Origin of the sequence: Terriglobus sp. ADX1 (assembly GCF_036877645.1) — a bacterium.
Lineage (GTDB): Bacteria > Acidobacteriota > Terriglobia > Terriglobales > Acidobacteriaceae > Terriglobus.
Genome location: NZ_JAEDXV010000038.1, coordinates 13,809 through 37,083, shown reverse-complemented (window position 1 = coordinate 37,083; position 23,275 = coordinate 13,809). Strand labels below are relative to the sequence as shown.

The 23,275-nt window shown below is 52.8% G+C and carries 20 protein-coding genes; 13 read left to right on the top strand and 7 right to left on the bottom strand.

The genetic code is table 11. The annotated features are described in order from the left end of the window. A partial coding sequence (locus JAO32_RS18175; RefSeq protein WP_334243024.1) for a tetratricopeptide repeat protein occupies positions 1-853 on the top strand: 853 nt, incomplete at its 5' end. A 567-nt stretch (positions 854-1,420) separates the two neighbouring features. On the opposite strand, the gene panD is transcribed toward JAO32_RS18175, so the two are convergent. Then, a complete protein-coding gene (panD, locus tag JAO32_RS18170; protein ID WP_334243022.1) occupies positions 1,421-1,783 on the bottom strand; it encodes an aspartate 1-decarboxylase in 363 nt (120 codons plus the stop codon). Positions 1,784-1,954: 171 nt separating this feature from the next. On the opposite strand from panD, the gene panB reads away from it, so the two are divergent. The 3 genes from panB to coaBC are packed head-to-tail and all read left to right on the top strand — an operon-like array spanning position 1,955 to position 4,940. Beyond that, positions 1,955-2,869 (top strand): 3-methyl-2-oxobutanoate hydroxymethyltransferase, encoded by a 915-nt coding sequence (gene panB, locus JAO32_RS18165; RefSeq protein ID WP_334243020.1) that lies wholly within the window; start codon positions 1,955-1,957, stop codon positions 2,867-2,869. After that, positions 2,860-3,732: a pantoate--beta-alanine ligase gene (gene panC, locus JAO32_RS18160; protein WP_334243018.1), complete on the top strand. Its 873-nt coding sequence runs from the start codon at positions 2,860-2,862 to the stop codon at positions 3,730-3,732. The genes panB and panC overlap by 10 nt, the downstream gene beginning before the upstream one ends. Beyond that, positions 3,669-4,940, top strand: a complete 1,272-nt coding sequence (gene coaBC / locus JAO32_RS18155; RefSeq protein WP_334243016.1) for a bifunctional phosphopantothenoylcysteine decarboxylase/phosphopantothenate--cysteine ligase CoaBC — start codon at positions 3,669-3,671, stop codon at positions 4,938-4,940. The genes panC and coaBC overlap by 64 nt, the downstream gene beginning before the upstream one ends. 68 nt (positions 4,941-5,008) lie before the next feature. On the opposite strand, the gene JAO32_RS18150 is transcribed toward coaBC, so the two are convergent. Further along, a complete protein-coding gene (locus tag JAO32_RS18150) occupies positions 5,009-5,905 on the bottom strand; it encodes a glycerophosphodiester phosphodiesterase family protein (protein WP_334243014.1) in 897 nt (298 codons plus the stop codon). A gap of 148 nt (positions 5,906-6,053) precedes the next feature. On the opposite strand from JAO32_RS18150, the gene JAO32_RS18145 reads away from it, so the two are divergent. Together JAO32_RS18145 and JAO32_RS18140 are read left to right on the top strand one after the other, a co-directional pair. Next, positions 6,054-7,244, top strand: a complete 1,191-nt coding sequence (locus JAO32_RS18145) for a sialidase family protein (RefSeq protein WP_334243012.1) — start codon at positions 6,054-6,056, stop codon at positions 7,242-7,244. Positions 7,245-7,298: 54 nt separating this feature from the next. Continuing rightward, on the top strand, positions 7,299-7,703 hold the full coding sequence (locus JAO32_RS18140; RefSeq protein ID WP_334243010.1) for a carboxymuconolactone decarboxylase family protein: 405 nt from the start codon (positions 7,299-7,301) through the stop codon (positions 7,701-7,703). Between the two features lie 109 nt (positions 7,704-7,812). Here the strand turns inward: JAO32_RS18140 and JAO32_RS18135 are convergent, their stop codons facing one another. Continuing rightward, positions 7,813-9,126 (bottom strand): TlpA disulfide reductase family protein, encoded by a 1,314-nt coding sequence (locus JAO32_RS18135; protein ID WP_334243008.1) that lies wholly within the window; start codon positions 9,124-9,126, stop codon positions 7,813-7,815. Between the two features lie 500 nt (positions 9,127-9,626). On the opposite strand from JAO32_RS18135, the gene JAO32_RS18130 reads away from it, so the two are divergent. From JAO32_RS18130 to JAO32_RS18105, 6 genes are all read left to right on the top strand, one after another. Then, entirely contained in the window at positions 9,627-10,154 is a 528-nt protein-coding gene (locus JAO32_RS18130; RefSeq protein ID WP_334243006.1) for a CHRD domain-containing protein, read from the top strand. A gap of 10 nt (positions 10,155-10,164) precedes the next feature. After that, complete coding sequence (locus JAO32_RS18125; RefSeq protein ID WP_334243004.1) at positions 10,165-10,593, top strand: CHRD domain-containing protein; 429 nt, start codon at positions 10,165-10,167, stop codon at positions 10,591-10,593. Further along, positions 10,593-11,027 carry a c-type cytochrome gene (locus JAO32_RS18120; RefSeq protein ID WP_334243003.1) on the top strand — a complete coding sequence of 145 codons (435 nt, stop codon included), beginning with the start codon at positions 10,593-10,595 and terminating at the stop codon, positions 11,025-11,027. Before JAO32_RS18125 ends, JAO32_RS18120 begins: the two co-directional genes overlap by 1 nt. Before the next feature lie 5 nt (positions 11,028-11,032). Further along, positions 11,033-11,494, top strand: a complete 462-nt coding sequence (locus tag JAO32_RS18115) for a protein-disulfide reductase DsbD N-terminal domain-containing protein (protein WP_334243001.1) — start codon at positions 11,033-11,035, stop codon at positions 11,492-11,494. Positions 11,495-11,760: 266 nt separating this feature from the next. Further along, positions 11,761-13,167, top strand: coding sequence for a hypothetical protein (locus tag JAO32_RS18110; protein ID WP_334242998.1), 1,407 nt, complete (start codon positions 11,761-11,763; stop codon positions 13,165-13,167). Next, positions 13,160-14,584, top strand: a complete 1,425-nt coding sequence (locus JAO32_RS18105; RefSeq protein ID WP_334242997.1) for a peroxiredoxin family protein — start codon at positions 13,160-13,162, stop codon at positions 14,582-14,584. Before JAO32_RS18110 ends, JAO32_RS18105 begins: the two co-directional genes overlap by 8 nt. 71 nt (positions 14,585-14,655) lie before the next feature. Here JAO32_RS18105 and JAO32_RS18100 read toward each other — a convergent pair whose 3' ends face one another. Further along, positions 14,656-16,125 (bottom strand): sulfatase family protein, encoded by a 1,470-nt coding sequence (locus JAO32_RS18100; protein WP_334242995.1) that lies wholly within the window; start codon positions 16,123-16,125, stop codon positions 14,656-14,658. A 199-nt stretch (positions 16,126-16,324) separates the two neighbouring features. Continuing rightward, a complete protein-coding gene (locus tag JAO32_RS18095) occupies positions 16,325-17,623 on the bottom strand; it encodes a hypothetical protein (protein ID WP_334242993.1) in 1,299 nt (432 codons plus the stop codon). Between the two features lie 274 nt (positions 17,624-17,897). On the opposite strand from JAO32_RS18095, the gene JAO32_RS18090 reads away from it, so the two are divergent. After that, positions 17,898-21,431, top strand: coding sequence for a TonB-dependent receptor (locus JAO32_RS18090; protein ID WP_334242991.1), 3,534 nt, complete (start codon positions 17,898-17,900; stop codon positions 21,429-21,431). Between the two features lie 75 nt (positions 21,432-21,506). On the opposite strand, the gene JAO32_RS18085 is transcribed toward JAO32_RS18090, so the two are convergent. Together JAO32_RS18085 and JAO32_RS18080 are read right to left on the bottom strand one after the other, a co-directional pair. After that, positions 21,507-22,859 carry a GntT/GntP/DsdX family permease gene (locus JAO32_RS18085; RefSeq protein WP_334242989.1) on the bottom strand — a complete coding sequence of 451 codons (1,353 nt, stop codon included), beginning with the start codon at positions 22,857-22,859 and terminating at the stop codon, positions 21,507-21,509. A 3-nt stretch (positions 22,860-22,862) separates the two neighbouring features. Beyond that, entirely contained in the window at positions 22,863-23,255 is a 393-nt protein-coding gene (locus JAO32_RS18080) for a RidA family protein (RefSeq protein ID WP_334242988.1), read from the bottom strand. Positions 23,256-23,275: the final 20 nt, after the last annotated feature.

The following is a 23,275-nucleotide window of genomic DNA, read 5'->3' as shown; positions in this document are numbered from 1 at the left end:
CGACGTGAAGCAGGGAGTTTCCATCACAGCACGTGTCAACTACCGGCACCTTCGTCATAGCTATACCGATAATGTCTTCGGGAAGGGAAGCGGCTACAAGGAATTGCCCGTAGTCGAAATCGCTTCGCGCACGCGCGTTCTCGCTATAGGAAACAATTCTCCGGAGCGTGCGACTGCAGGCGATAATCCCACGTGGATGCGGTGGAACAATCTCGGTATCGCGTTGCTGGATCAACTGCAGTATGGCGATGCGCTCAATGCCTTCCGTGAAGCAATAAAACTGCATTCGAATGATGCAGATGGCTATACCAACATGGCACTCACTAACATCCAGTGGGAAAAATTTGTTCCAGCGCGGGCCGCACTGGAAACGGCATTGGAACTAAATCCCGGAAATGCGCGCGCACTTTATTACCTTGCACTTGTGGAACGTCGTGACGGCAATACGTCACAGGAGATCGCTGACCTAAAACAGGTGGTCGCGCAATATCCGCGGTCCGTTGACGCGAGAAGAGAACTGGGCATTTCGTACTATCAGTCGGGGGATCAGAAGGCTGCTATGGAACAGTTCCAGGCACTGCAAAACATTGATCCTGATGATGTGGCCGCGCACTACAACTTGTCATTGTTGTATCGCCGCAGCGGCATGAAAGACAGTGCAAAGCTGCAGGGATCACTGTTCGCTCTCAAGAAGACCGATCCCGGAGCACCGACATACTCGCAGGATTATCTGAGGATGCATCCCGAGATTTCTACCGAGAGCATCCCGTGGCACGTCCACTCCAGCCTGCATCACATCCATGCTGCAGATGGCAGTGCTGTGACGGAAACACCCATGGAGAGTACGCACTAATGCACCCTGTTCGCTGGTTCGCCCTCATGCTCTTCGTGGTATTTGTCCATGTAGCTGGTGCGCAATCATGTCCGTGGCTGAATCATGCAACTGCCAGCGGTGCTTTGGGAGAAGACGTGGCTATGCGCGTCACCATCTTGCCACCACCGCTAGATGCAGCAAAATCGCCACAAGCACCATATTCTGCAAGCGATCCGCGACCAGATGGAATGTGCGAGTTCTCAACACATGACCAACGATCGATCCTACGGATTACGGTCACGACAGTGGCAAATCCAAAGAAGGATTATGCTAATGCCATCCGATCTTCCTGTCCTGGCGCATCCCATTCGTTGATCGGAGTGGGAAATCAAGCGATCGCATGCTCTTCAGAGAGTAACGGTGGAGTCGAAGATCGAGTCGTGGCATATGTCCGCAACCGGCTCATGCTGTTGCGATTCAAGCGCCCGTCCTTAGCCACGATCCATTGGCAAGGAAGCGAAGTAGGCTCAGAGGCAGTCATGCAAGCCATTGCAGAGCAGGTTGCCGGCTCCATGTATTGATCCACGTTGGATGGATGCTGATTCGTTATTGATTGGGAAGCGGTTTGTTGTCCTCATCCAAAAGAACAACTTGGGGCGCATGTGTCTTGGCAGTGCTTTCCGGCATCCACGAGAATGCCGCGATGATGACAACATCGCCTACGTGTGCCAGTCTTGCCGCGGCACCATTCACCTGGATCTGCCCCGTGCCTGCAGGCATGGGGATGGCATATGTTTCCCACCGATGACCGGTGTTTACGTTCCACACATGTACGGCTTCGTTCACCAGAATTCCTGATTGATCCAGAAGATCCGTATCGATGCCGATGCTGCCCTCGTAATGAAGATCCGATTGTGTCACCGTTGCACGGTGCAACTTGGCCTTCATCATCTTCACGCTTACTTCCATAACCCTCCAGCTCGTCGCCGTTCATCATGAGCGGTCGCCTGCCAAGTTCAGTGTAAGACGTGCATGCAAAAGACTCCATATCGGCGGTGCTTTGAGTCCTCCTTGAGCCGACGGCTATACTTACCGTACGGGCTGCATCCGCACATGTGACGGAGTGGCACTGGAGTAGAAATGAGTCAAACAGAGATCAGGGATGCTCTGCGTCCCGTGGCTGTGACAAAGGTCACGCCGCAAACGCTGCTGCAAAGCAAGCGCGCTTTAACCCCCCTTACAGCACTTACCGCTTACGACTATCCAACAGCTCGTCTGGCGGATGAAGCAGGAATCGACATGATTCTTGTGGGCGATTCCGTAGGCACGGCTGTTCTTGGATACGACAATACACTCTGCGTCACCATGGACGACATGTTGCATCATGCTCGTGCTGTGCGACGAGGAACGCAGCGAGCGCTTCTTGTTGTGGACATGCCCTATGGCAGCTATCAGGTGTCGGCTGAAGATGCAGTGCGAAATGGATTGCGTTTCTTCAAAGAATGCGGAAGTGAGGCCGTCAAGCTGGAGGGTGGGATCGCTTATGCTCCTCAAGTGAAGGCATTAACACAGGCAGAAATACCTGTGGTTGGACATATTGGTTTGACTCCGCAGTCAGTTCATCGCATGGGCGGCTATCGCGTGCAAGGTCTTTCAGAGACTGCTGCAAAGCGCCTGCGCGAGGACGCAAATGCGCTCGAAGAAGCTGGCGCGATTGCATTGGTGCTCGAAGGCATTCCTAGAGAACTCGCAGCTCAAATCACCGATTCTGTTTCCATCCCAACAATTGGGATTGGCGCAGGTCCCGATTGCGACGGCCAGATTCTCGTGTTCCATGACTTGTTCTCTCTGTCTTACATGCGGAAGCCGAAGTTTGTACGTTCCTTTGGAGATGGGCGTTTGTTGATGGAGCAAGGAATCCGCGACTTTCGCGATGCTGTGGTGGCAAGAACGTTTCCTAATGATCGTGAGAGTTATCACATGCCTAAAGCTGAAGTAGCTGCTGAAAGATACGGCGCTTCTGCGGAGCAAACGGAAGTGTCAGCATGCAAATAATTTCATCACCATTGGAAATGCGTGCTGCCTGTAAAAACTATCAACGAGGGGCTGTGCAACAGTCTGTTGGCCTGGTGCCAACAATGGGCGCGCTGCATGAGGGGCACCTTTCGTTGGTCCGTGCTTCGCGACAACACTGTGATCGCACCGTGGCCAGTATCTTCGTGAACCCGTTACAGTTTGGCCCTACAGAAGATCTCGCACGCTATCCCCGCACATTCCAGCAGGACTGTTTGTTGCTGGAACAGGAAGGCGTTGATTTTCTCTTTGCGCCTTCTCCTGAGGATATGTATCCGCAGACGACGGAAACCGTTGTGGATGTTCCTGTGACGGGTGGGCGGCTAGATGGTGCATCTCGGCCCGGGCATTTTCGTGGTGTTGCCACTGTGGTGGCGAAGCTCTTCAATATCGTTCAACCAGATTGCGCCTTCTTTGGAGAGAAGGATGCTGTGCAGGTTGCTGTCCTTCGTAAAATGGTGCGCGATCTGAACTTTAATCTGAATCTTATTGTGTGCCCAACAGTTCGCGAACCTGGTGGCTTAGCGATGAGTTCCAGAAATCGTTATCTCAACGAACAAGAACGCGTTGAAGCTGAGACGCTTTCACGCTCTCTTCGCTTGGTTGCAGATGTTGTGCGGCAAGGAGAGCATCGGACCCAAGTGATACGCGAGGTGCTTCGCAGGGAGCTTACGCATTCCGGTCTATTGAAAGTCGATTACGCAGAGCTGCTTAATCCACGCACACTTGAGATGTTGGAAGAGGATACACTACCTGCTGCAACTCTTGTTGCGGTAGCCGCATGGATCGGCACCACTCGCTTGATCGACAATTGCACGTTGCGAATCAACGAGGCGAGCATATGAAAATCATCCTTGGAGTGTGTGGAGGAATCGCAGCCTACAAAGCCGCTGAACTTCTCCGCGAGTTCCAGCGTCGTGGCGCGACGGTCCAGGTTGTGATGACGGCGAATGCTGAGCGATTTGTCACGCCGCTCACTTTTGCAGCACTGAGTGGTTCGCAGGTGATGACATCGCTATGGCAGCCTGCTTCTACTGACGATGGGCAGAACTTTAATATCGAACACATTCAGGTGACACAGGATGCGGATGTGTTGGTTGTTGCTCCGGCTACGGCAAACATGCTCGTCAAAATGGCGCATGGCTTTGCAGATGATTTCTTATCTGCAACCGCTTTGGCCGGAACGATTCCCATCGTGGTTGCGCCAGCGATGAATCGTCATATGTGGGATCATCCAGCAACGCAAGCAAATGTGGAGGTGCTTCGACAACGTGGCGTACAAGTCGTTGCACCGGAGAGTGGTGAACTCGCTTGTGGAATGGTCGGTGCTGGACGACTCGCTGAGCCAGATGTCATTGCGGATCGCGTCTTCAGCGTGGTGAAGCGAGCCAAGGATCTTATTGGCGAAACAATCCTTATCACTGCTGGAGGAACCCGCGAGCCTATTGACCCCGTTCGATTCATTGGGAATCGTTCCAGCGGAAAGATGGGAGTAGCACTTGCCGAAACCGCACTGGAACGCGGAGCAAAAGTTATTTTTGTAGGTGCCTTCATGACTGCGTCAGTGCCATCGCAGTGTGAATCAATCCAAGTGACGACAGCAGAAGAAATGGAATCTGTTGTGCTTGCACGTTTGCCAGATGCATCCATCGTTATTATGGCTGCTGCAGTTTCAGACTACCGAGTGGTGTGTCCGGCACCGGAGAAGCTTAAGAAGAAAGAGTCTCTCACGTTGGAGCTAGAAGCGAATCGAGACATTCTCCGTCAGGTTGTTGAGCAGCGGAGTGCAGGCACAATCGTCATCGGGTTTGCTGCTGAGACAGAGAATGTACTCGACGAGGGAAGGCGAAAGCTGCGCACAAAGGGTGCGGATCTTATAGTCGCGAATGATGTTTCTCACTCAGACAGTGGATTTGAAGCTGATGTAAATGAAGGCATTTTGCTTTCTCAACAGGAAGAGCAAGTTGTACCGCGTACTTCGAAACGAGAGATGGCAGACCACATCCTGACTTGGGCGCGCTCTGCAATTCACCTTCGTCATTCTCGAACGTGAAAATATCCGTGATTGCTTAACGTTAGAAATGATGTCTCGCACGCTTTTGTTTCTTGATTTCAAGAGAACTAATGCGTTGCCAAGTCGTGTTGGCGAAGATATGTGGCCAGTGCCTCTGGACGGTTTGTCTGAATGCCATCGGCGCCTTCGTCAATCGCTTTCTGCCAAAACTCGGGTGTGTCTGCTTCATCAAGGCGATCCACGAAGACCCGCACGTGCGCTTCTTTTGCAACCTGGATCACGGGTGTTTGGAAGTCACTGTTATCGAATGCGAGGACGGAAATTGGCATGGAGTGCAGAAGGAAGCGGCTGACATCAGCATTCTGTGCCTCGGGCATCAGACGCAGGGTTGGCAGAATTTTATGCACGTCGTACAGCAGAAATGGATTGCCGTAGATGATCACATGATCCTGCATACCGTGTCGCACGATCGTATCCACAAGCTGCTTTGGATCGGCATCTTTTGTATCAACATAGACGTTGATTTTGTTGTGCGCGAGATCAAGAGCTTCGTCGAAGGTAGGTACTTTGGTTCCAGCGAAAGTTGGCGAAAACTTAATGCCCGCATCCAGTGAGCGGATTTCGTCGAAGGAGTTGTTCTTTACATCGCCTGTGCCATTGGTTGTTCTGTCAAGCGTTTTGTCGTGCATCAGAATCAGCTTGCCGTCAGCGGTCGTACGCACGTCCAGCTCAATATAATCTGCGCCAGCATCGGCGGCGGCACGAAACGCAGCGAGTGTGTTTTCAGGGTGATGGAGATGCTCTCCGCGATGGGAGATGACCACGATCTTGCCTGGAGCTGCGGAAAGGGAAGGTGCGGGTCGATACGAAGCTTGAGGCGATTGGGCAAAGAGACAACCGGTGCTTAGGACGAATAGGAAGGCGAAACTTGCTTTCAACACAGAGAAATCCCTCAAAAATTTGATCGAACGTGCCCAATGAACAATGTCAAAGGGCCACTGCATCACGGATACTTTCACGCTGTGAGTGGTTCTATCCACTATTCATTCTCAAGAGCGGAGATTACAGGTTAATGATCCTCCGTGTTCCACGAGCGAGACCGTACGGATACGATGTTGCGGTCTAGATAATGATGAAGTGGAGTGCGCCGAGATGAAGATGCGTCAGATTGCTGCGGGTATGTTGTTGGCTTCATTCGGTATGGCCGGAAGTAGCCAGACGAATAGACCAGAACCGACAGCAATGGAAGCTCCTGATGGTCTTTCTGCGAAGCTGTCTCCTGACAAGAATCTGCCTGGAGTTAAATCGGCTTTCCTCCCGGAATTGTTTGCTTCTTCTCATGCCTCGAATCTGCTCCGGTTGAAGAACGGTGATCTTCTCTGCGTTTGGTTTTCGGGTACTGCCGAAGGGCAATCAGATGTCGCTATTGTTATTTCGATTTTGCCAAAGGGCTCGATGACCTGGGGCAAGCCTGTCCGCGTTGATCATGATCCTGCCAAGTCCTATCAAAACCCTGTTGCGTATCAGGCTCCGAACGGGGAGATTTGGATTCTGCATACGGCTCAAACTGCGGGCAAAGGGCAGGCTGATGCGCAGGTGCTGAAATCCGTTTCTAAAGACGGCGGTAAGACCTGGAGTGTCCCGGTCGTTCTTTTTCCAGAGGCTGGTGCTTTTACGCGTCAACCGTTTGTTCGTGGTGAGCACAACGAACTTCTGCTTCCTATCTATTACTCAACCAGCGCAGGCATTACGAAGGGTGCTGAGACAAACTATCCCGTTGTGAAGTTGAGCGCGGATGAAGGACAGACGTGGAAGGAGTGTGCCGTTCCCAAGGCTGAAGGCATGGTACAGATGAGCATTGTGAAGCAGGCACCGGGGACTTATGTGGCGTTTTATCGCAGCCGTTTTGCAGACTTCATTCATCGTTCGACGTCCACGGATGGCTGCAATTGGACTGCTCCAGAACCGACGCCGCTACCGAATAACAATGCTTCGATCCAGGCAGCAAAGCTTCGCGATGGGAATATCGTCATGGTGTTCAACAACACTTCTGGACATAAGCCCGGACACGTAACGCAGTCTGGTGAACGTGTTCCTGTGTCGATTGCACTCTCCAGCGATGGTGGTCTCACGTGGAGATATGTTCGAGACCTGGAAACACGAGACAACTACGTGCCGCTACCCAAAGGGCAGCGTATGGAATATAGCTATCCCGCAGTCCTGCAGCTTCCCAACGGGAAGATCATGGCAAGTTACACGTACCGCCGTCTGGGAATAAAAACTGTCCTGATGGATGAGGACTGGATCAAGCAGGGAACGACAACCGGAGAGTACAAGCCGTAAGCTTGCTAAAATCTTTTTGTGTCATTCTGCATAAGCAGGTTGGAGGCAGGAAGAGTGGCTACAGTAAGGCTATGGACAGATGATGATGTTGCAGCGAATGCGAGATGCAAAGCTGTGTTTGATGACATACGCGCGACGCGCAAATCAGATTTTGTGAATAACTTTTGGAGAGCGCTGGCTAATCAGCCAAATCTTTTGGAACAGACATGGGCGCGTGTGAAGAAGGTAATGATCGAACCTGGCACGCTTGATCCACTTACAAAAGAATTGATCTATATCGCAGTCTCCACAATAAATAGCTGTACCTATTGCACACATTCGCATACGGCTGCGGCGCGTGCCAAGGGGCTTACGGAGGAACAGCACGCAGAGTTTCTTGCCGTTGTCAGTATGGCGGCTCATACCAATTCGCTTGCGAACGCTCTTCAGATCCCAGTAGATCCGGAGTTTCTCTCTTAGGAGATCATCTCCCGCTCTGTGCAAAGCGGGGGCATTTACAGGTTTTTTGCATGTATATAGTAAGGTGGCGGTCACGATTCCCTGACCGCCGTTTGTGCATTTCGTTGATCTAATTCAGCTGTGCGCTTTGGCTAGGAGCAGGTTGTGCAAGCAGTTTCTCTACCAGCGCTGTAACTTCGTGTTCCAGCGCGATGTGCCCCGCAGTATTGCCCGGGCCTGCGAAGCCTGCGTGTGTTTCCTTTACCAGTCCGTCGCGGCCAACGAAAAACGAAGTAGGCCAGCAATTGAGATTGACGCCCTGTGGAATTTTTTCGTTAAGCTGATCCGTCGTTCCAGCAAGAAGCACGGGATAGGTGATGCCGTAGTGCTGGATAAACGCTTTCAGGCGAGACGTATCAGTCTCTGGATCACCCTGCTCAAAGTCAAGGTTCACGATCTCAAGACCTTTGGAGTGAAAGCGCTTGTAGAGGTTTACAAGAAGGCCTGCCTCATCATGGCAGTTGGGGCACCAGGATCCACCAATTGCGACAATGACTACTTTGCCGCGGAACTGCGCATCGGTGTTCGAGAGAACCCTGCCATTCAGGTCAGGGAAGCTGAATACAAGAGGGGCATTAGGGTCTTTCACCGAAGTCTGCTGCGTTGTATCGGTGGGGGCGGGCAGATTTAGCTTGCGTGCTTCATCTGGTCGATGTGCAGTGAATTCGGGCGATGATCCGTGAACGCCACCAAGAAGGCTTTTCACCACGAGCGTCCCATCTGCCTGCGGTGTTACGGAATAAGCTGCGCCTCCCGCTGCGGTGAAATGTCCCAGCACATAACTTGTTCCATTCCATGTGCCCCATAGGCCCCCGGTGTCACCGTCAATGCGCTGAATGGCTGCTTTAATCACGGGCGATTTTCCCGTCGTCGGGTCTACTCGCAGCTCCCATGCACTTTCGCCCTTATTGCTCTTTGTAGCAATCTCCCACGAGCCGGAAATGTTAGGAGCGTTGGGAGATGCATTTGGATCAGAGAGCTTTGCAATACGCTTTACGGTAAATGTTGAAGGAGGTGCGGGACGCTTGCCCGGATGGGTTGCGCCATAAGTTCCTGTCAACGAGTCACCATCCACAGTGGCATCTAGTGTGCGCGCGAAATAATCAAACGACGCTACCAGATGATTGCCATCGAGGGTCACTGAACTTGCTGGAGATACGTCAGGATTTGCCGCAGGGCCGTTAAGGAATGCAGCCTCCAACTTTGAACCGCTACGTGTGAGGCGGATGGTGATGGGAATTTCGGTGTCACGTACTTTTGCCACACCCTGCCAAATACCCGTTGTCAGTTTCGCGGATGAGGTTTGTGCAAGCAGAGCAGGTGTGAACTGCAGAAGAGACACAGCAGCCAAAGAGGATGCGAGTACGCGTCCAGAAAGCTTCATGACGAAGGCTCCGTATTAAATCAGGTTGTAAGTGTGATCAGAAAGTTTGGTCGTGAGACGCGCCCGTTCTGTTCGGACAGCACAAACGACTGTGTGGTGCCTGCGTTAGCGGCAACAACAACACAGTCTGGAAGCAATGTGCATGAGGTAAAAGTAAACATCCGCCTGTTGGGAGTCAAGAAGATGTTTTTTGCGAATCGGCTTTGCTATTGCAAAGCTGATTCACTAAAACTTTGTTTTCTTTCAGTTGCAGTTGAATTTGGAAACGACAGAAAGCTCGCACTCATCTTTTCAATTCTCTTGTCATAATTCGTAGGCTTGACATCTACAACGCATGTAGTATCTTTTTTCACATGCGTACTTTCTCGCAGCTTTGTTGTTGCTCCCTATAGGTTCTCACCTATAGGTAGAGCGCTGTGCGCCTACGAGTTCGCTTCCCACTCTTCAAATGAATGCCACTTGTTCCCGCATTTGAGCGGTCGCAGGTCTTATAGCGGTTCATGGCTTTGGCATTGCACTGTGCGGGTGATTTCATGTTATCGACTCAACGATTTTCCATATTTATCGTGGTTTTCGCCCTTATGCTAATCGCGAATTCAGCTTCGGCAAGCGGAAGAAAGAAAGACTTCCACTCGGTTCCGGTGCCACTTGCGAGAGTGTATGCATTTAAGGCTGATCTGGATGGTGCAGTTGCTCTGCCAAGCAATAGCGAGCCAGCCAGCGGAGATGTAGCTGGCACGTATGATCCTGAAACCCATGTGCTGCGATTTAACGCGCGTTTTCTCAACCTTTCCGGACCAGCGACGAATGCGAAGTTCTTTTCTGCTGCTGCGATTGACCGAGTCGGCTTGGCTACTGTTGCAGCTCCACGGCCAGACGCAAGGCTGGTGACGGGAACTGCATGGCTTGATCAGGAAGAAGAACAGGAACTGCTGGCGGGACGTTGGTATTTCAATGTGACGACAGAGAAGCATCCACAGGGCGAAATCCGCGGCGCCATTCGATTAGTGAACAAAACAAATGATTAAGGAGAGCAGGATGAAGAAGATTCAGGTATTGGCGGCAACGGTTGCAATCGGATTTGCGTCGCTTTCACTGCATGCAGAGTCCATCAAGCTGAAGGCAGCACTGACTGGTGGAGAAGAAGTCCCCGCTAAACAGGTTACTGGGACAGGAACGCTAACCGCAACGCTGGATACCGATACGAATACGTTGAAGTATCACGTGGAGTATCAGGGATTGACGGGGCCAGTAGTGGCTGCACACTTTCACGGCCCTGCAGCGCCGGGGACTAACGCGAAGCCGCAGGTTCCAGTCAAAGCACCGTTTGATAGTCCTGTTGACGGTACTGCTAATGTGACGGCGGATCAGGCGAAGGATCTTCTGGATGGTAAGTGGTACTTCAATCTGCATACATCGGCAAACCCTGGTGGTGAGATCCGTGGTCAGGTTGTGAAGGCGCAGTGATGCAGTTGCTTAAGAGCCCGTGGTTTATTGCAGGTGTGCTGAGTATTTTGTTTGTGGCGAAGGGGGCGGTCACATATGTCCATGCGGAAAGTGGGCCGGCCCCCCAAACCTCAGTGCTACCAAAGCCAACGAACCTGAAGGTGTTACCTAAGACCTCATCGCTTCCGGATGTCTACACACGCATGGCTCAGATGCAGAAAGACCTTGGAGTTGATTGCAGCTTCTGCCATGACCAGGATCCTGACTCGAAACAGATTAACTATGCATCTGATGAGAACCCGAGGAAAGAGACAGCGAGGGCGATGATGCGAATGACTCAGGACATTAACGAGAAGTATCTGGGAGCGTTAGGGGATCGGCAGTATTCGCCGCCTATTACATGCGGGAATTGCCATCTTGGACAAATGCATCCGCCGCAGTTTGAAGGGAAGTGAATGAGATGAAAAAAGTATTTTCAGCCCTGGCATTGCTTTTAATTTCGGCAGTCGGCGCTACCGCGCAAAGGCCGGGGAGCGTGCAGTGGAGTGCTTCGGCAAAACCTGCAGCGCATGCGGGAGAGTACGTTGTCGCATTGCATGCTGATGTGGAGAACGGATGGCACGTGTACTCGACGAAACAGTCGCCTGGCGGTCCGTTGCCACTGGTGATCCGCGTAGATCAAGGAGCGCCTTTCTCGCTAGACGGTGTGATCACAGGCAGTAATCCCATTCAGCATCATGATGCGAGTTTCAATCTTGATACGGAGTACTACACCGGAACGTTTCTTCTGAATATTCCGGTGAAATCCTCTAATCAAGGATCAGGCGAGATCCCACTCGCTGTCCGGTTTCAGATGTGCAGTGACACAACATGCATGCCGCCGCGAACCATTCATGTGGTCGCGAAAGTAAGTGCTTCTTAAGCTTGTTTCAGCTGAAACGCAGGGATCGATATGAACAAAGGTTGTTGTTTCATCCACAACACGAATGACGAGAGGGGAAGTGCATTGAGCGCACCATAAAGTGCTGCGCAAGCATAACGCTACTGCCCGCTCGTCAGCTTATGCTGGAGCGGGCTTTCTGCTGGCTGCAATTTTGCACCCTGCAGTTTGAAATCCACCTCGGCATCAGCCAGGGGTGGATTTTCTTTTGCTGGATCAGAGTCTGCGAGATGAAAGGCAGGACGGACATGAATAACAAACAATCTGTTGGTAGACGCGTGCAGCGCAGCATCCTGATGCCACTCGTGATTGCAGGTGGAGCGTTGTTGCTATCGAAGGCGCAGATCGCGGTTAAGAATCAGGGATATGTTCCTTTTAGTGACGCACCCATCAACTACCGTTCCGACAATCTTAGTGATCCGGTAGCAAAGCTGCAGCAGCGCCTTGATAACGGGGAAGCGAAGTTGAGCTATGAACCTGAGCATGGATATCTTCGCTCGGTACTCAAAGAGCTGAATATTCCGGTTGATTCGCAGACGCTTGTGTTTTCCAAAACGAGTTTTCAGTACAAGAAAATCTCGCCCGAGCATCCTCGTGCGCTGTACTTCAATGACGATGTTTACATCGGTCAGGTTCACGAAGGAAAGGCGATTGAAGTTGTTTCCTTTGATCCGATGCAGGGAGCGATTTTCTACTTGTTAGACGAACACCAGGTAGAGAAGCCGAAGTTTGAGCGCGCTGAACTTGATTGCACTCAATGCCATATTGCTGCGGGAACTCGCGGCGTTCCGGGTGTCTTGTTGCGCTCCATTTATCCGACGTCCACTGGAACACAGGCAACCAGCACACGATCCTTCATTACAGACCAGGAAAGCGAGATCAAGAATCGTTGGGGCGGATGGTATGTGACGGGGAAGTTTAGTGCCGCGCCCGATCTGTCCATTGGCAATGCTGTTGTGCCGGATGGTGATAGCGCTGGCGATGAGAAGCTGACGCCCATCGCTGCGAAGTTCGACAAAAAAAGTTATCTCACTGCGGACAGTGATGTTGTTGCGCATCTGGTGCTGGCACATCAAACGCAGGCGCATAACCTGATCACGCTTACAAACTATCGTGCTCGTATTGCAGAGTTCCAGGCTGCAAAAGCGAACGGTGGCAAGACTGTTGACGCCGCTTCTTTACCAGAGAGCGCTCGCCAGCAATATGAGCGTCCAGCAGAACAATTGGTGCGTTATCTCGTATTCGCAAACGAAGCGTCTCTTTCAGGCTTTGGTTTTGAGGCGGATGCGAAATCAGACTTTGCGCGCGATTTCGCTGCACACGGGCCGCGGGATTCAAGAGGTCGTTCCCTACGTGATTTTGATTTGAAGGTGCATACCTTCCTCTATCCGTGCAGTTACCTCATCTACACAGAATCGTTTGACAACATTCCAGAGCCGGCGAAGGGGTATGTGTATCACCGGCTATTTCAAGTGTTGACCGGCGAAGACCAGAGCCAGGACTTTGCGGGCATAAGCCCTGAAGCAAAGCGTGCGGCATTGGAAATTCTGCTGGCTACAAAGCGTGGGCTGCCGGACGAATGGCGGAGCTACGCACAATCCAGGCGCCTGCGAATTGCGGCTCAGCCAGTTGGCTCGAGCCATGTCCATGGCTAAGACACACCACGTTGTATCAACCACTCGCGAGGTCACTATGAAGACGATGCTGAAATACACAGGTGTTGCGATTGCCTTGGCAGGACTGGGCACAACCGCAGCGTTGGCACAAAACGCAACAAAAGCCATTGATGGTCGATGGGATGCAGCGCTGGTTCGTCCGAATGGAGAAACGGTGCCATTCCGGCTGGACATTTCCGGCAGCGGGAACAATGTGAAAGGTACTTTCTACAACGGATTTGAACCGTTCGACAGTACGACTGGCGGATCGTTTGCGAACAACGAGCTGACGCTCAACATCGATCACTATCTCACGGCTATCCATGCGAAGTTGAACGGCGATCAGCTCGCAGGCGATGTCTCCACGCAGAACCGTGCTTCGACTGCGGCTTATCAGTTCAGGGCCACGCGTCATGTGGATGAGAAGGTGGATGTCTCGAACGTGCCACAGATTGGTGGATCTTATATCCTGCCGCTGGAAACACCTTCGTCGAAGGGTGAAAAGGCTTTCCACTTCATCGTGGAGCAGAGAGGCGCAGAGGTTGCGGCTACGATCCTTCGCGTTGACGGAGATACTGGGGCGTATACCGGGACATATCACGATGGTAAGTGGCGCTTAAGCCATTTTGATGGTTCGCGTCCGGGAGTGATTGAAGTGACACCACAGGCTGACGGCACGCTTGCTGTAGAACAGAATCCAGGTTCGAAGCCCTCTGTGCAGAAGACGGCAGTTGCCACAACCGCGAGCGCAAAGGCCTATGGGGAAGAGCCGCCTGTCGATAGCCGTTACACGCCGAAGCTTATTGCTTATCGGGAAGATGTGGCGCGTGCAAAGGGGCTACCGCAGCCCGAGAATTACAGCACGCATACAACCGTTCGTGATCAGAATGAGACGTTCGCGTTCAACTTTCCCGATGTGAATGGAAAGCTCATTTCCGAAGACGATCCGCGCTTTAAGGACAAAGTGGTTGTCGCGGTTGTTACCGGTACATGGTGCCCGAACTGCCACGATGAGGCGCAGTATCTTGTTCAGTTGGACAAGAAGTACAGGGACAAAGGACTGGCGATTGTTGCACTGGATTTTGAGGAGCCGGAGCAGCAAGGCGGCCTGGAGCGCGAGAAAGCTTTTGTGAAGCAGTATGGTGTGAACTACACCTATCTCATTGCAGGAGCGCCCGCAGAGATGTGGGAGAAGGTGCCGCAGGCGGTCAACCTAAACACATGGCCTGCGACGCTTTTCATCGGACGTGACGGTCTTGTGAAGTCAGTACATTCGGGCTTCGCCTCTCCTGCGAGCGGCAAGTTTAATGATGAGCTGAAAGCAGAGTTTACGGCCACCATCGAGAAGCTGCTTGCTGAAAAGCCCACACGGCAGACGGCTTCCATTGGGATCCAGGTCACGCACGAAGGGGAATAAACCCGTGCTATGGCCCGCATGAAAAAGCCGCCGGATCGAATCAGATCCTGCGGCTTTTCTTTGTATTTCTTCTAGGCTTTTCTTTCAGGAATTTCGGTCAACAGCTTCTCCAATCGGGTCTCAAGGTCTTTCTGCACTGCTGCGTGCTTCGGATCGCCATAGAGGTTGTGCGCCTCATTGGGATCGTTCTTGAGATCGTAGAGCTCAAACTCTTGTGGCGACTGTGTGTACCACTGGATGAATTTGTGTGTATCCGTGCGCACGCCACGATGCGGTGCTACATTTTCCGCGCCTGGAAATTCGTAATAGTCATAAAGCCACTCCTTGCGCCATGCCGGGCCCTTATTGTCGACAACGTCCAGCATGGAGCGCCCCTGGAACTGCTTGGGAATCGGTAGGCCAACCAGATCCATGACGGTGGGAGCGATGTCCACGTCCAGCACCATTTCCTGCTTTACTCCTCCGGCCTTCACGCGGTTGGGATAACGAATGGCCATAGGGACGCGGATGGACGGTTCGTGCATCAGACGCTTGTCGAAGAGACGCCATTCCCCCAAAAGATAACCATGGTCAGAACTGTGGATGATGGCCGTGTCGTCCATGGCCTTGGTGTCGTCCAGATGCTTGAAGATACGGCCCACGTTCTCGTCGATGGCAACAAGGCCAGAGTAGTAGTCCTTGCATAACTCTTCAATGGAACGAACAGCATCGCCTGTGTCTGTGGTGCCGATCTTGTTGTCCGCCGTCTTAAACGGAGTTGGCTTGCCGGGATATCCCTTGAGGTCGTCATCGAAGGATGCTGGCTTTGGGATTTTAACTCCGTTGTACAGATCAAGATGGCGACGCGCACGGAAGTACGGCGCATGCGGCGTCATGTACCAGAGGAGCAGCGCAAATGGCTTTTCACGAGGTTGCTTCAACCAATCAAGTACCCGGTCTGTGACGAAGTCGTCGCAGTATCCTTCATTCCACACCTGCACAGGGCCGATCTTGCCATTCTTGCCTTCGGCCATCTTCGGCTTGTAGTAGTTGGTGGCTGGAGCATTTACGCCCAGGTAGTAGTCCCAGTGTTTTTCTTTCATGCCGTTGCGCATGTGCACCTTGCCAACGACACAGGTTTCGTAACCGGCTTCGAGCAGGTAATCGGTAAATACGGGGATGTCAGACGGCAGCGGCGTGTTGACCGTCTTGTTGTCCAAGGCGCCGGTCGAGCGTGACCACATGCCGGTCATGGCTGAGGCGCGTGCCGGAGCACACAGTGCATTTGTGCAGAAGGCATTCTCAAACTTCACGCCTTCGTGCGCAATGCGATCCATGTTAGGCGTTTTCAGCAGAGGATGACCCGCGCTGCTGAGGCAGTCCCAACGTTGCCCTTCCGTGTAAAGGAAGATCAAGTTTGGTTTCTTGCCATCTTTCGCAGCTGCTTCCTCATCTGTAGGAAGTGCCCGTGCGAGGTTTGGCGCTACTGCTGCTCCCAAGGCTGCCGCCGCGCCTCCCTGTACAAACTGTCGCCTATCAAACTGCTTGCCAATCGAATCCATGTCATGCCTTTCCAAGCCAAGTATTTTCGCTGGATGATTCACAGCGAAATTGAATGTGTGTTCTCAGCGATAGCGGTTATCGCATATGGCTCTAAGTCAGCGCAATGGACATCGAAAGAAATGAAAAATCATAAACCTTTTGTAATGAGTATTTAGCACGGTGCTGTCACCGTATTGTTTCTCGTGTCACGGGTGAAAGCTAGTGAACATGGTAAGCGATGACCTGTGTATTACTGACTTCATCTTTCACGAAGTCGCTTCTCAACACGACTTCAAAGCCGTGGAGCCTCCCGTTGATGGTGGCAGCATTAAGGATGGGTTGCCACATACGTTGCGTGAAAAGAAAGTGTTCCGCGGCATACACGCTGCCCATGGTGGAGCCACCGAGCAGCAGGACATGTTCATTGCCACTGGGTGTCTCTGTCAGTGCTACTGTGGTCAGTGCCTGGGTTTCCGTTTTGTTGATGACTGCGGCTTCGCCTTTTCTGGGAGCGCGGTTCACCACTTGAAAAGTGTAGTGCTCATAGCCGCGATCCAGATGAAAGTCCAGGTTTGTGTCGTAAATGGAAGCCCATGGGTTGAATGTGGAAGTGCCCAGCAGGATAAGGTTAGCGCCCTGTAAATCGCCCTGGTTCACATCGCGCGCGTAACGGACCTCCACGTCCTTATCAGGAATGGGAAGATCGAGACGATAAGGGATGCGAACCAGCTCCGAAGTGAGTTTCAGGTCGGCCATGGTGGCCGCATTTACTCGGGAGAGTAACCCTGGGCCTTCGGGGGAAACCGCCAGAATGGCAGGATCGTTTTGATAGCGCTGTTCCATGTACGTAAGGAGGGGGACCGGCCGGTGCATGTATGCGGTGTACAGATTCAGCGCGGCGTCACCCGCAACAATAACCGTGCGACGGTTTCCCTGAAAGAGTGTTTTCCATAGGATCAATGATCCATAGTCGCGTTCTGCCTGTGTCTGCCGGGCATGATGCCATAGAAAAAATCCGACGATGGCGATGAGCAGAAAGGAAACTGTTGACCAGAGCCAGATCTTCTTAACCGCCTTGGGAAGGATTTGGATTGAATGTGGTTCTGTTACTTCCTGTGCGGATACAGCCGGCTCGGGCGGAGATGCGGCATCTTCAAACTTGGCTACGTAGCCACCTTTGGGAACCCAAATTCGCGTGGGGTTACGTTTTCCCTCGGTTTCGTAATACAGATCCAGACGCTTGCGCAGATGGCGCGCGCTGCCGCGAACGATAGCGTCTTCGCCCGCATTGAATCCTGGTGGACGATGAAAGAAGTGGATGCCAATCTGTTGTTCGCTTAACTCATCCGTGTGCCCAGCCCATGTACGGTCGCAAATGTGTTTGAGCAGTGCTGCCAATCGCGGTGATTTGGAAAACGTTTCGCTGTGGACAATGCGGTCCAGCTCCTCTGCGCGAGGATCAGGAGTGTTGCCGTTTTGCACCGCGTGCGATTGCGGCGGGTTGGTTTCGGGTATCATTTCTCTACTCACAGACAGCGATGTTTTCCCTCCTCCATCCCGTGCATCGCAGCTTCTCACACTGTTGTCGCTAGACACAAGAACGCCCTCTTTTTCCTTAAAAATCCAAGAAAACGCAGCCAATGCACGGTGACACGCACCGTGTCATGGCAGGTTTGACCTTTCCGGTTGCTGCTATGGCTCGTTAGATTCGTTGGGCTTTTGAAATCCGACAAAGATCGACACGAAATTTATTTCGATCCCCAGCCATCACTCTTTTTCGAGGTCAAACATCATGTATCGCCGTAATTCTGCTTTTTCCAGGCGCAACGCAGGCAGGGCGCTTTCGAACTCCGTTCTTTCTTTCTCTTTGGTCTTGCCGATTGGACTTGCTGCTGTGACGGCGTTTCCTTCTGCGGCACAGGTCGTCACAGCTTCTTTGCGTGGAACGGTTCAGGATCCTGCGGGCGCACCCATTGCCAATGCGCAGGTGAAGGTGGTCAACACTTCCACCAACGTTGTTACGGAGGCGCATACCGACGAAAACGGCCGATTCGTCTTCGCTTCTTTGGAACCCGGCGGTCCGTACACGCTGTCGATTACCGCTGCGGGTTTCAAGACGAACCAGCGTACTGGCATCACTCTGACGGTGAGCCAGATCGCTGACATCCAGGTCCCGCTTCAAATTGGTTCGGCTTCTGAGACGGTTGAGGTTCAGGCTGATGTCCCGCAGATCGAGACATCCACCGGTGCGATCTCTGGTTTGGTAGAGAACCGGAGCATTGTGAACCTGCCGCTGAACCAGCGCAATCCTTACGCACTGGTCTTCTTACTACCGGGGGCGGTGGGGAGTGTGGGAACTGCCTATAACTCATCCAACATCTCTATCAACGGTGGCCGCCCAGGCAGCGCTGACATTCTGGTGGACGGCATTCCAGCATCGCCTCCTCTTGCCAATCCGATCAACGGCTTTGCTGTATTCCCGTCCGTGGATGCCGTGGACGAATTCAAAGTGCTGACGAACGGCTATAGCGCCGAGTTTGGTCGTAGTGGCAGCGGCATCATTAACCTGATCCTCAAATCGGGTACGAACAAGCCACACGGCAGCTTGTATGACTTTGTGCGTAACTCGGCAATGGATGCCAACGACTGGTTCAGCAAGCTGAATAATCGGGCACTTCCGCAGTTCACGCGAAATCAGTTTGGTGGGAGCATCCAGGCTCCTGTGGTGATCCCGCACCTGTACAACGGACGCGACAAAACCTTCTTCCTGTTCTCGTACGAAGGTCTGAGGCAGGGAACGGGGACATCGACCAACATGGTGGTACCCACAGTCGCTGAGCGCAGCGGCGATTTCTCGGCGAGTGGCATTCCTGTGATCTACGATCCGACCACGACCGTAGCCGCAAGCAGCGGAGGTTATACGCGTACTGCTTTCGCAAGGAACGTCATTCCGAAGACGCGCTTGGACCCAGTAGCGCAAAACATTGTGAAGTACTGGCCCGTTCCAAATATCCCGAATGCTGCCTATGGAGCGAACAATTACTTTGCGACGGGCGTGAATCAGGTCAACATCAACACCTATGACGCGAAGGTCGATCAAGTCTTCAATGATCGAAACAGCATATTCGCACGCTATTCCGGTCGACGTCTTTCACAACCGGCGACGTTGTTCGAAGATCCGTCGATTGCCGTTGCGCAGAACAACGCAGGACAGCAGCCACAGAATTCCAACTCAGTCGCCGTGGATTACACGCGTACGCAATCGCCCACGTTGGTATTCGAAGCACGCTACGGCTACTCGCGCGTGGCACTGGACTTCCGCTCGGTCAGTGATGGATTCGATCCTTCGGCAAATCTCGGCATGCCCGGATATGTTTCCGCGAATGCTGACCATCTGCAATTTCCTGGAATTTCCCCCGCAAACTATCAGGCGTTGGGAAGCGCCGGGCAGGGAACCACGCGTCACGCCGGATATGAAGCACACCTGCTGGGCGTGAACATTACAAAAGTCACGGGCAATCACGTTCTGAAGTTTGGTGGAGAAGGACGTCTTATGCGGGCAAATGATACGGAGTCCGGCAACTCTGTCGGTGGCTTCTCGTTCCCGAAGACGCACACGCAGCAGAATCCAAATAACGCTGTGGGTGGAGATGGCTTTGCCAGCTTCCTATTGGGACTTGGCACCGGCACAATGACAATCAACAGCAAAGATGGCGCAACGCAGAGTTTTTACTATGCCGGTTACATACAGGATGACTGGAAGGCGAATTCGAAGCTGACCCTGAATCTGGGACTGCGTTGGGACGTGGAGATCCCGCGTACGGAGCGTCATGATCGCATGGAAGTTTTCGATCCCAATGCAGCGTCTCCTTTGACATCTGTTTATTCGGGAGCCAAGGGTGGTTTAAGGTTTGTGGGTGTGAACGGTGCCAGCCGTCGTCAGTTTGAGCCTCGCTGGAAGGATTGGTCGCCCCGTTTCGGCTTTGCCTATCAGGTGGATTCGAAGACCGCTATTCGCGGTGCCTATGGCATTTATTTCAATCCATCAATGCGAGCCGCTGCTGCGACCATTGGCAACGTGGGCTTCAGTGCTTCAACCACGTTTGACGCGGTTCCGGGTAACGTAACGCTCTCTGGTGCAACGCTGAGCAATCCTTTCCCAAACGGCATCGCTAAGCCTGTTGGCAGTTCGCAGGGACTGTCTACGGCGGTTGGGCAGACCTTTGAAACTCCTCTGGCTGGCGACAACAGGGTGGGCTATACCCAGAGCTATGACCTGGATGTGCAGCATCAGTTGCCATGGTCCGTGTTAGTGGAAGCAGCTTATGTGGGAAGTCATGGTGTACATCTGAATCGTGCTGGCGAGAACGACTTTCTGTTGAATCAGCTTCCCATCTCAGTCGTTCAGCAGTACGGCACAGGATTACAACAATCCGTTGCGAATCCCTTCTACGGTACGATCACAACCGGAACGCTTTCCACGCAGACCATTGCGCGGCGCTATCTGCTGGCACCGTTCCCGCAGTATGTGCAGGTGCAAGCATCCTACCCAACAGGTGGCTTCAGCCAGTACGATTCGTTCCAGTTGAAGGTGACCAAGCGCGCAGCGCATGGACTCACGTTGCTGCTGGCATTCACAGGTTCCAAGCTGTTTGATAACTACTCGAATATCTCAAACGTTGGTAACCAGGCCGGTGGCATACAGGATATTTACAACCCTGCGGGTGACCGTGCCGTATCAGCCAACGATGTTTCTCATAAGCTGACCATCAGTGGCGTGTACGAGCTTCCGTTTGGTCGAGGGAAGCACTTCGGTGGCAACTGGAATCCTTTTGTGGATGCGTTCCTTGGCGGCTGGCAGGCGAATGGCATCTACACCCAACAGAGTGGATTCCCGCTTGCAATTACAACGCAGGATACTTCGCAGGCAGGCGGAAATGTGTTGCGTCCGAACCTTACTGGGCAGGATCCACGCACGCACGGTCCCATCTCACAGCGTTTGGGTACTGCGAATCATAAGGCCAATGGCGCTTACATCAATGCAGCAGCTTTCTCTCAGCCTGCGGCATTCACCTTTGGTAACTCTCCGCGCACCATTAGCAATCTCCGCGCGCCTTCCTACGAAAACGTAGATTTCTCGCTCTTCAAGAACTTCACATTGAAGAACGATCTCAAGCTACAGATTCGTGGCGAGGCATTCAACGCGCTTAACCAGGTTGTATTTGGTTCTCCTGTGACGAACCTTTCCAACGCACAGTTTGGCCAGATCAGTTCGCAAAGCAATACTCCGCGACAGTTGCAGTTTGCAGCGAAGTTGCTTTTCTAAAACTAGCGGTACAAACAATGCGGGCGGCAGGATACATATCTTGCCGCCCGCATTGTTTGTCTTTGAGTGAACTGTCTACAGAACGAATTGCAGCAGGCAGACTCCGCCGAAAGCGACCAGAGATAAGATCGTTTCTACAACCGTCCAAGACTTCAACGTATCTGCAACGGACATGCCGCTGTATTCCTTGACGAGCCAAAAGCCGCCGTCGTTCACGTGCGAAAATCCAGTGGCTCCAGCGCCCGTGGCAATGGCCAGAAACTCCGGCCGCACTCCAGACATCGCGAGAGCCATCGGTGCCACGATGCTGCTAGCGGTTGCCATGGCGACCGTCGTGGAACCTGTTGCAAGGCGGATAAACGTTGCGAGCAACCATGCCAGTAGAAGCAGTGGAACGTGCGTCTTTAAAGCATAGGCAAGCATTACATTACTGACACCGCTGTCTATGAGTACGCGGCCGAAGCCACCACCTGCACCAACCAGCAATGTCACCGTGGCGGTTGGTGCAAGGCACTCGTTCGTGAAGCGAAGTAACTGATCGCGTGTGAAGCCGCGGCGCAAACCAAGCTGGTACAGGCTCAGAAGCGTTGCGATTAGAAGGGCTACGTCTGCATTGCCAAGGAAATGAACGATGAGATTCGCTTGGCTTCCAACGGCGGTAAATTTATCTGCCCAGCTACCAATCAACATCAGCAGTACCGGAAGAAGGATCATCGAGACGCTGGTGAGAAAGGATGGAAGCTGGCGCTGCTTATCGGCGTGGGTAAATTCATCGCTTAAAGCAGTGTGTTGCGGTGCTGCAATGTGTTTTGAGATGAAGCCTGACCAGATGGGGCCAGCCAGAATTGCAGCGGGGATGCCTACGAGTAGTGCCCACCCGATGGTTTTTCCGAGGTCCGCTTGAAATGCCGTTGCAGCCATCAGCGCTGCAGGATGCGGTGGAAGAAGACCATGCACCATGGCAACGCCTGCGGCCATGGGGAGCAATGTGGTGACAAGAGAGCGCCCTGTCTTTTGCGCCACGTTATAAGCAAGTGGCATCAACAAAACGAGTGCAACTTCAAAGAAGACAGGGATGCCAACGAGAATGCCTGCGCACAGCATGGCCCACGGAACATGGCGCGGTCCAAAGGCATCCACCAGGCTTTGTGCAATACGTTCCGCAGCGCCTGACTCCGCCAGCATCTTTCCGAGCATGGTGCCAAGCGCTACCACGATCGCAACATGCCCAAGAGTGTTACCCAAGCCAGTCTCAAAGGAAGTGACAACTTTGGGCAGCGCCATGCCCGAGGTGACGGCCAGTCCAATAGAGCACAGGACAAGCGTAAGAAATGGATTTAACCGCACCCACACGATGAGCACGATCAACACAATGATCGAGATCGCTGCAGTGCTGAGTAGAAAGATCGAGTGGGTGTCGGTCATCATCCTTTACTTGGCGGGATCCTTATAAGCGACGCAGTCGATCTCAACTTTGCAATCCACCACCATCTTTGTTTCCACGCAGGCGCGTGCCGGGGGATTTTCGCCAAAGTACTGGCGGAAAACGCCGTTGAATGCGGCGAAGTCGCGTGCATCGTCCAGCCACACGCCGCAGCGGACGATGTGCTCCGGACCGTAACCAGCTTCTTCCACAATGGCCAACATGTTCTTGATGGCCTGATGCGACTGCGCAACAACGTTGCCCACGATGACTTCGCCGTTCACCATTGGAACCTGGCCGCTGACGAACAGCCATCCATTTGCTTCCACAGCTCGCGCGAAAGGCATATGGGAACCGCCCTGTCCTTTGCCGCCTTCTACTCCGTAACGCTTGATGCTCATAGCTTCTCCTGTTGCAAATA

Coding starts and splice junctions, on each gene's coding strand:
- JAO32_RS18110 (WP_334242998.1), top strand. CDS start 11,761: ATGAATAACAAACAATCTGTTGGTAGACGCGTGCAGCGCAGCATCCTG.
- JAO32_RS18105 (WP_334242997.1), top strand. CDS start 13,160: ATGGCTAAGACACACCACGTTGTATCAACCACTCGCGAGGTCACTATG.
- JAO32_RS18080 (WP_334242988.1), bottom strand. CDS start 23,255: ATGAGCATCAAGCGTTACGGAGTAGAAGGCGGCAAAGGACAGGGCGGT.
- JAO32_RS18130 (WP_334243006.1), top strand. CDS start 9,627: ATGGCTTTGGCATTGCACTGTGCGGGTGATTTCATGTTATCGACTCAA.
- JAO32_RS18145 (WP_334243012.1), top strand. CDS start 6,054: ATGAAGATGCGTCAGATTGCTGCGGGTATGTTGTTGGCTTCATTCGGT.
- JAO32_RS18115 (WP_334243001.1), top strand. CDS start 11,033: ATGAAAAAAGTATTTTCAGCCCTGGCATTGCTTTTAATTTCGGCAGTC.
- panD (WP_334243022.1), bottom strand. CDS start 1,783: ATGGAAGTAAGCGTGAAGATGATGAAGGCCAAGTTGCACCGTGCAACG.
- coaBC (WP_334243016.1), top strand. CDS start 3,669: ATGGATCGGCACCACTCGCTTGATCGACAATTGCACGTTGCGAATCAA.
- JAO32_RS18090 (WP_334242991.1), top strand. CDS start 17,898: ATGTATCGCCGTAATTCTGCTTTTTCCAGGCGCAACGCAGGCAGGGCG.
- JAO32_RS18100 (WP_334242995.1), bottom strand. CDS start 16,125: ATGGATTCGATTGGCAAGCAGTTTGATAGGCGACAGTTTGTACAGGGA.
- JAO32_RS18085 (WP_334242989.1), bottom strand. CDS start 22,859: ATGATGACCGACACCCACTCGATCTTTCTACTCAGCACTGCAGCGATC.
- JAO32_RS18120 (WP_334243003.1), top strand. CDS start 10,593: ATGCAGTTGCTTAAGAGCCCGTGGTTTATTGCAGGTGTGCTGAGTATT.
- JAO32_RS18095 (WP_334242993.1), bottom strand. CDS start 17,623: ATGATACCCGAAACCAACCCGCCGCAATCGCACGCGGTGCAAAACGGC.
- panB (WP_334243020.1), top strand. CDS start 1,955: ATGAGTCAAACAGAGATCAGGGATGCTCTGCGTCCCGTGGCTGTGACA.
- JAO32_RS18150 (WP_334243014.1), bottom strand. CDS start 5,905: ATGCAGTGGCCCTTTGACATTGTTCATTGGGCACGTTCGATCAAATTT.
- panC (WP_334243018.1), top strand. CDS start 2,860: ATGCAAATAATTTCATCACCATTGGAAATGCGTGCTGCCTGTAAAAAC.
- JAO32_RS18135 (WP_334243008.1), bottom strand. CDS start 9,126: ATGAAGCTTTCTGGACGCGTACTCGCATCCTCTTTGGCTGCTGTGTCT.
- JAO32_RS18125 (WP_334243004.1), top strand. CDS start 10,165: ATGAAGAAGATTCAGGTATTGGCGGCAACGGTTGCAATCGGATTTGCG.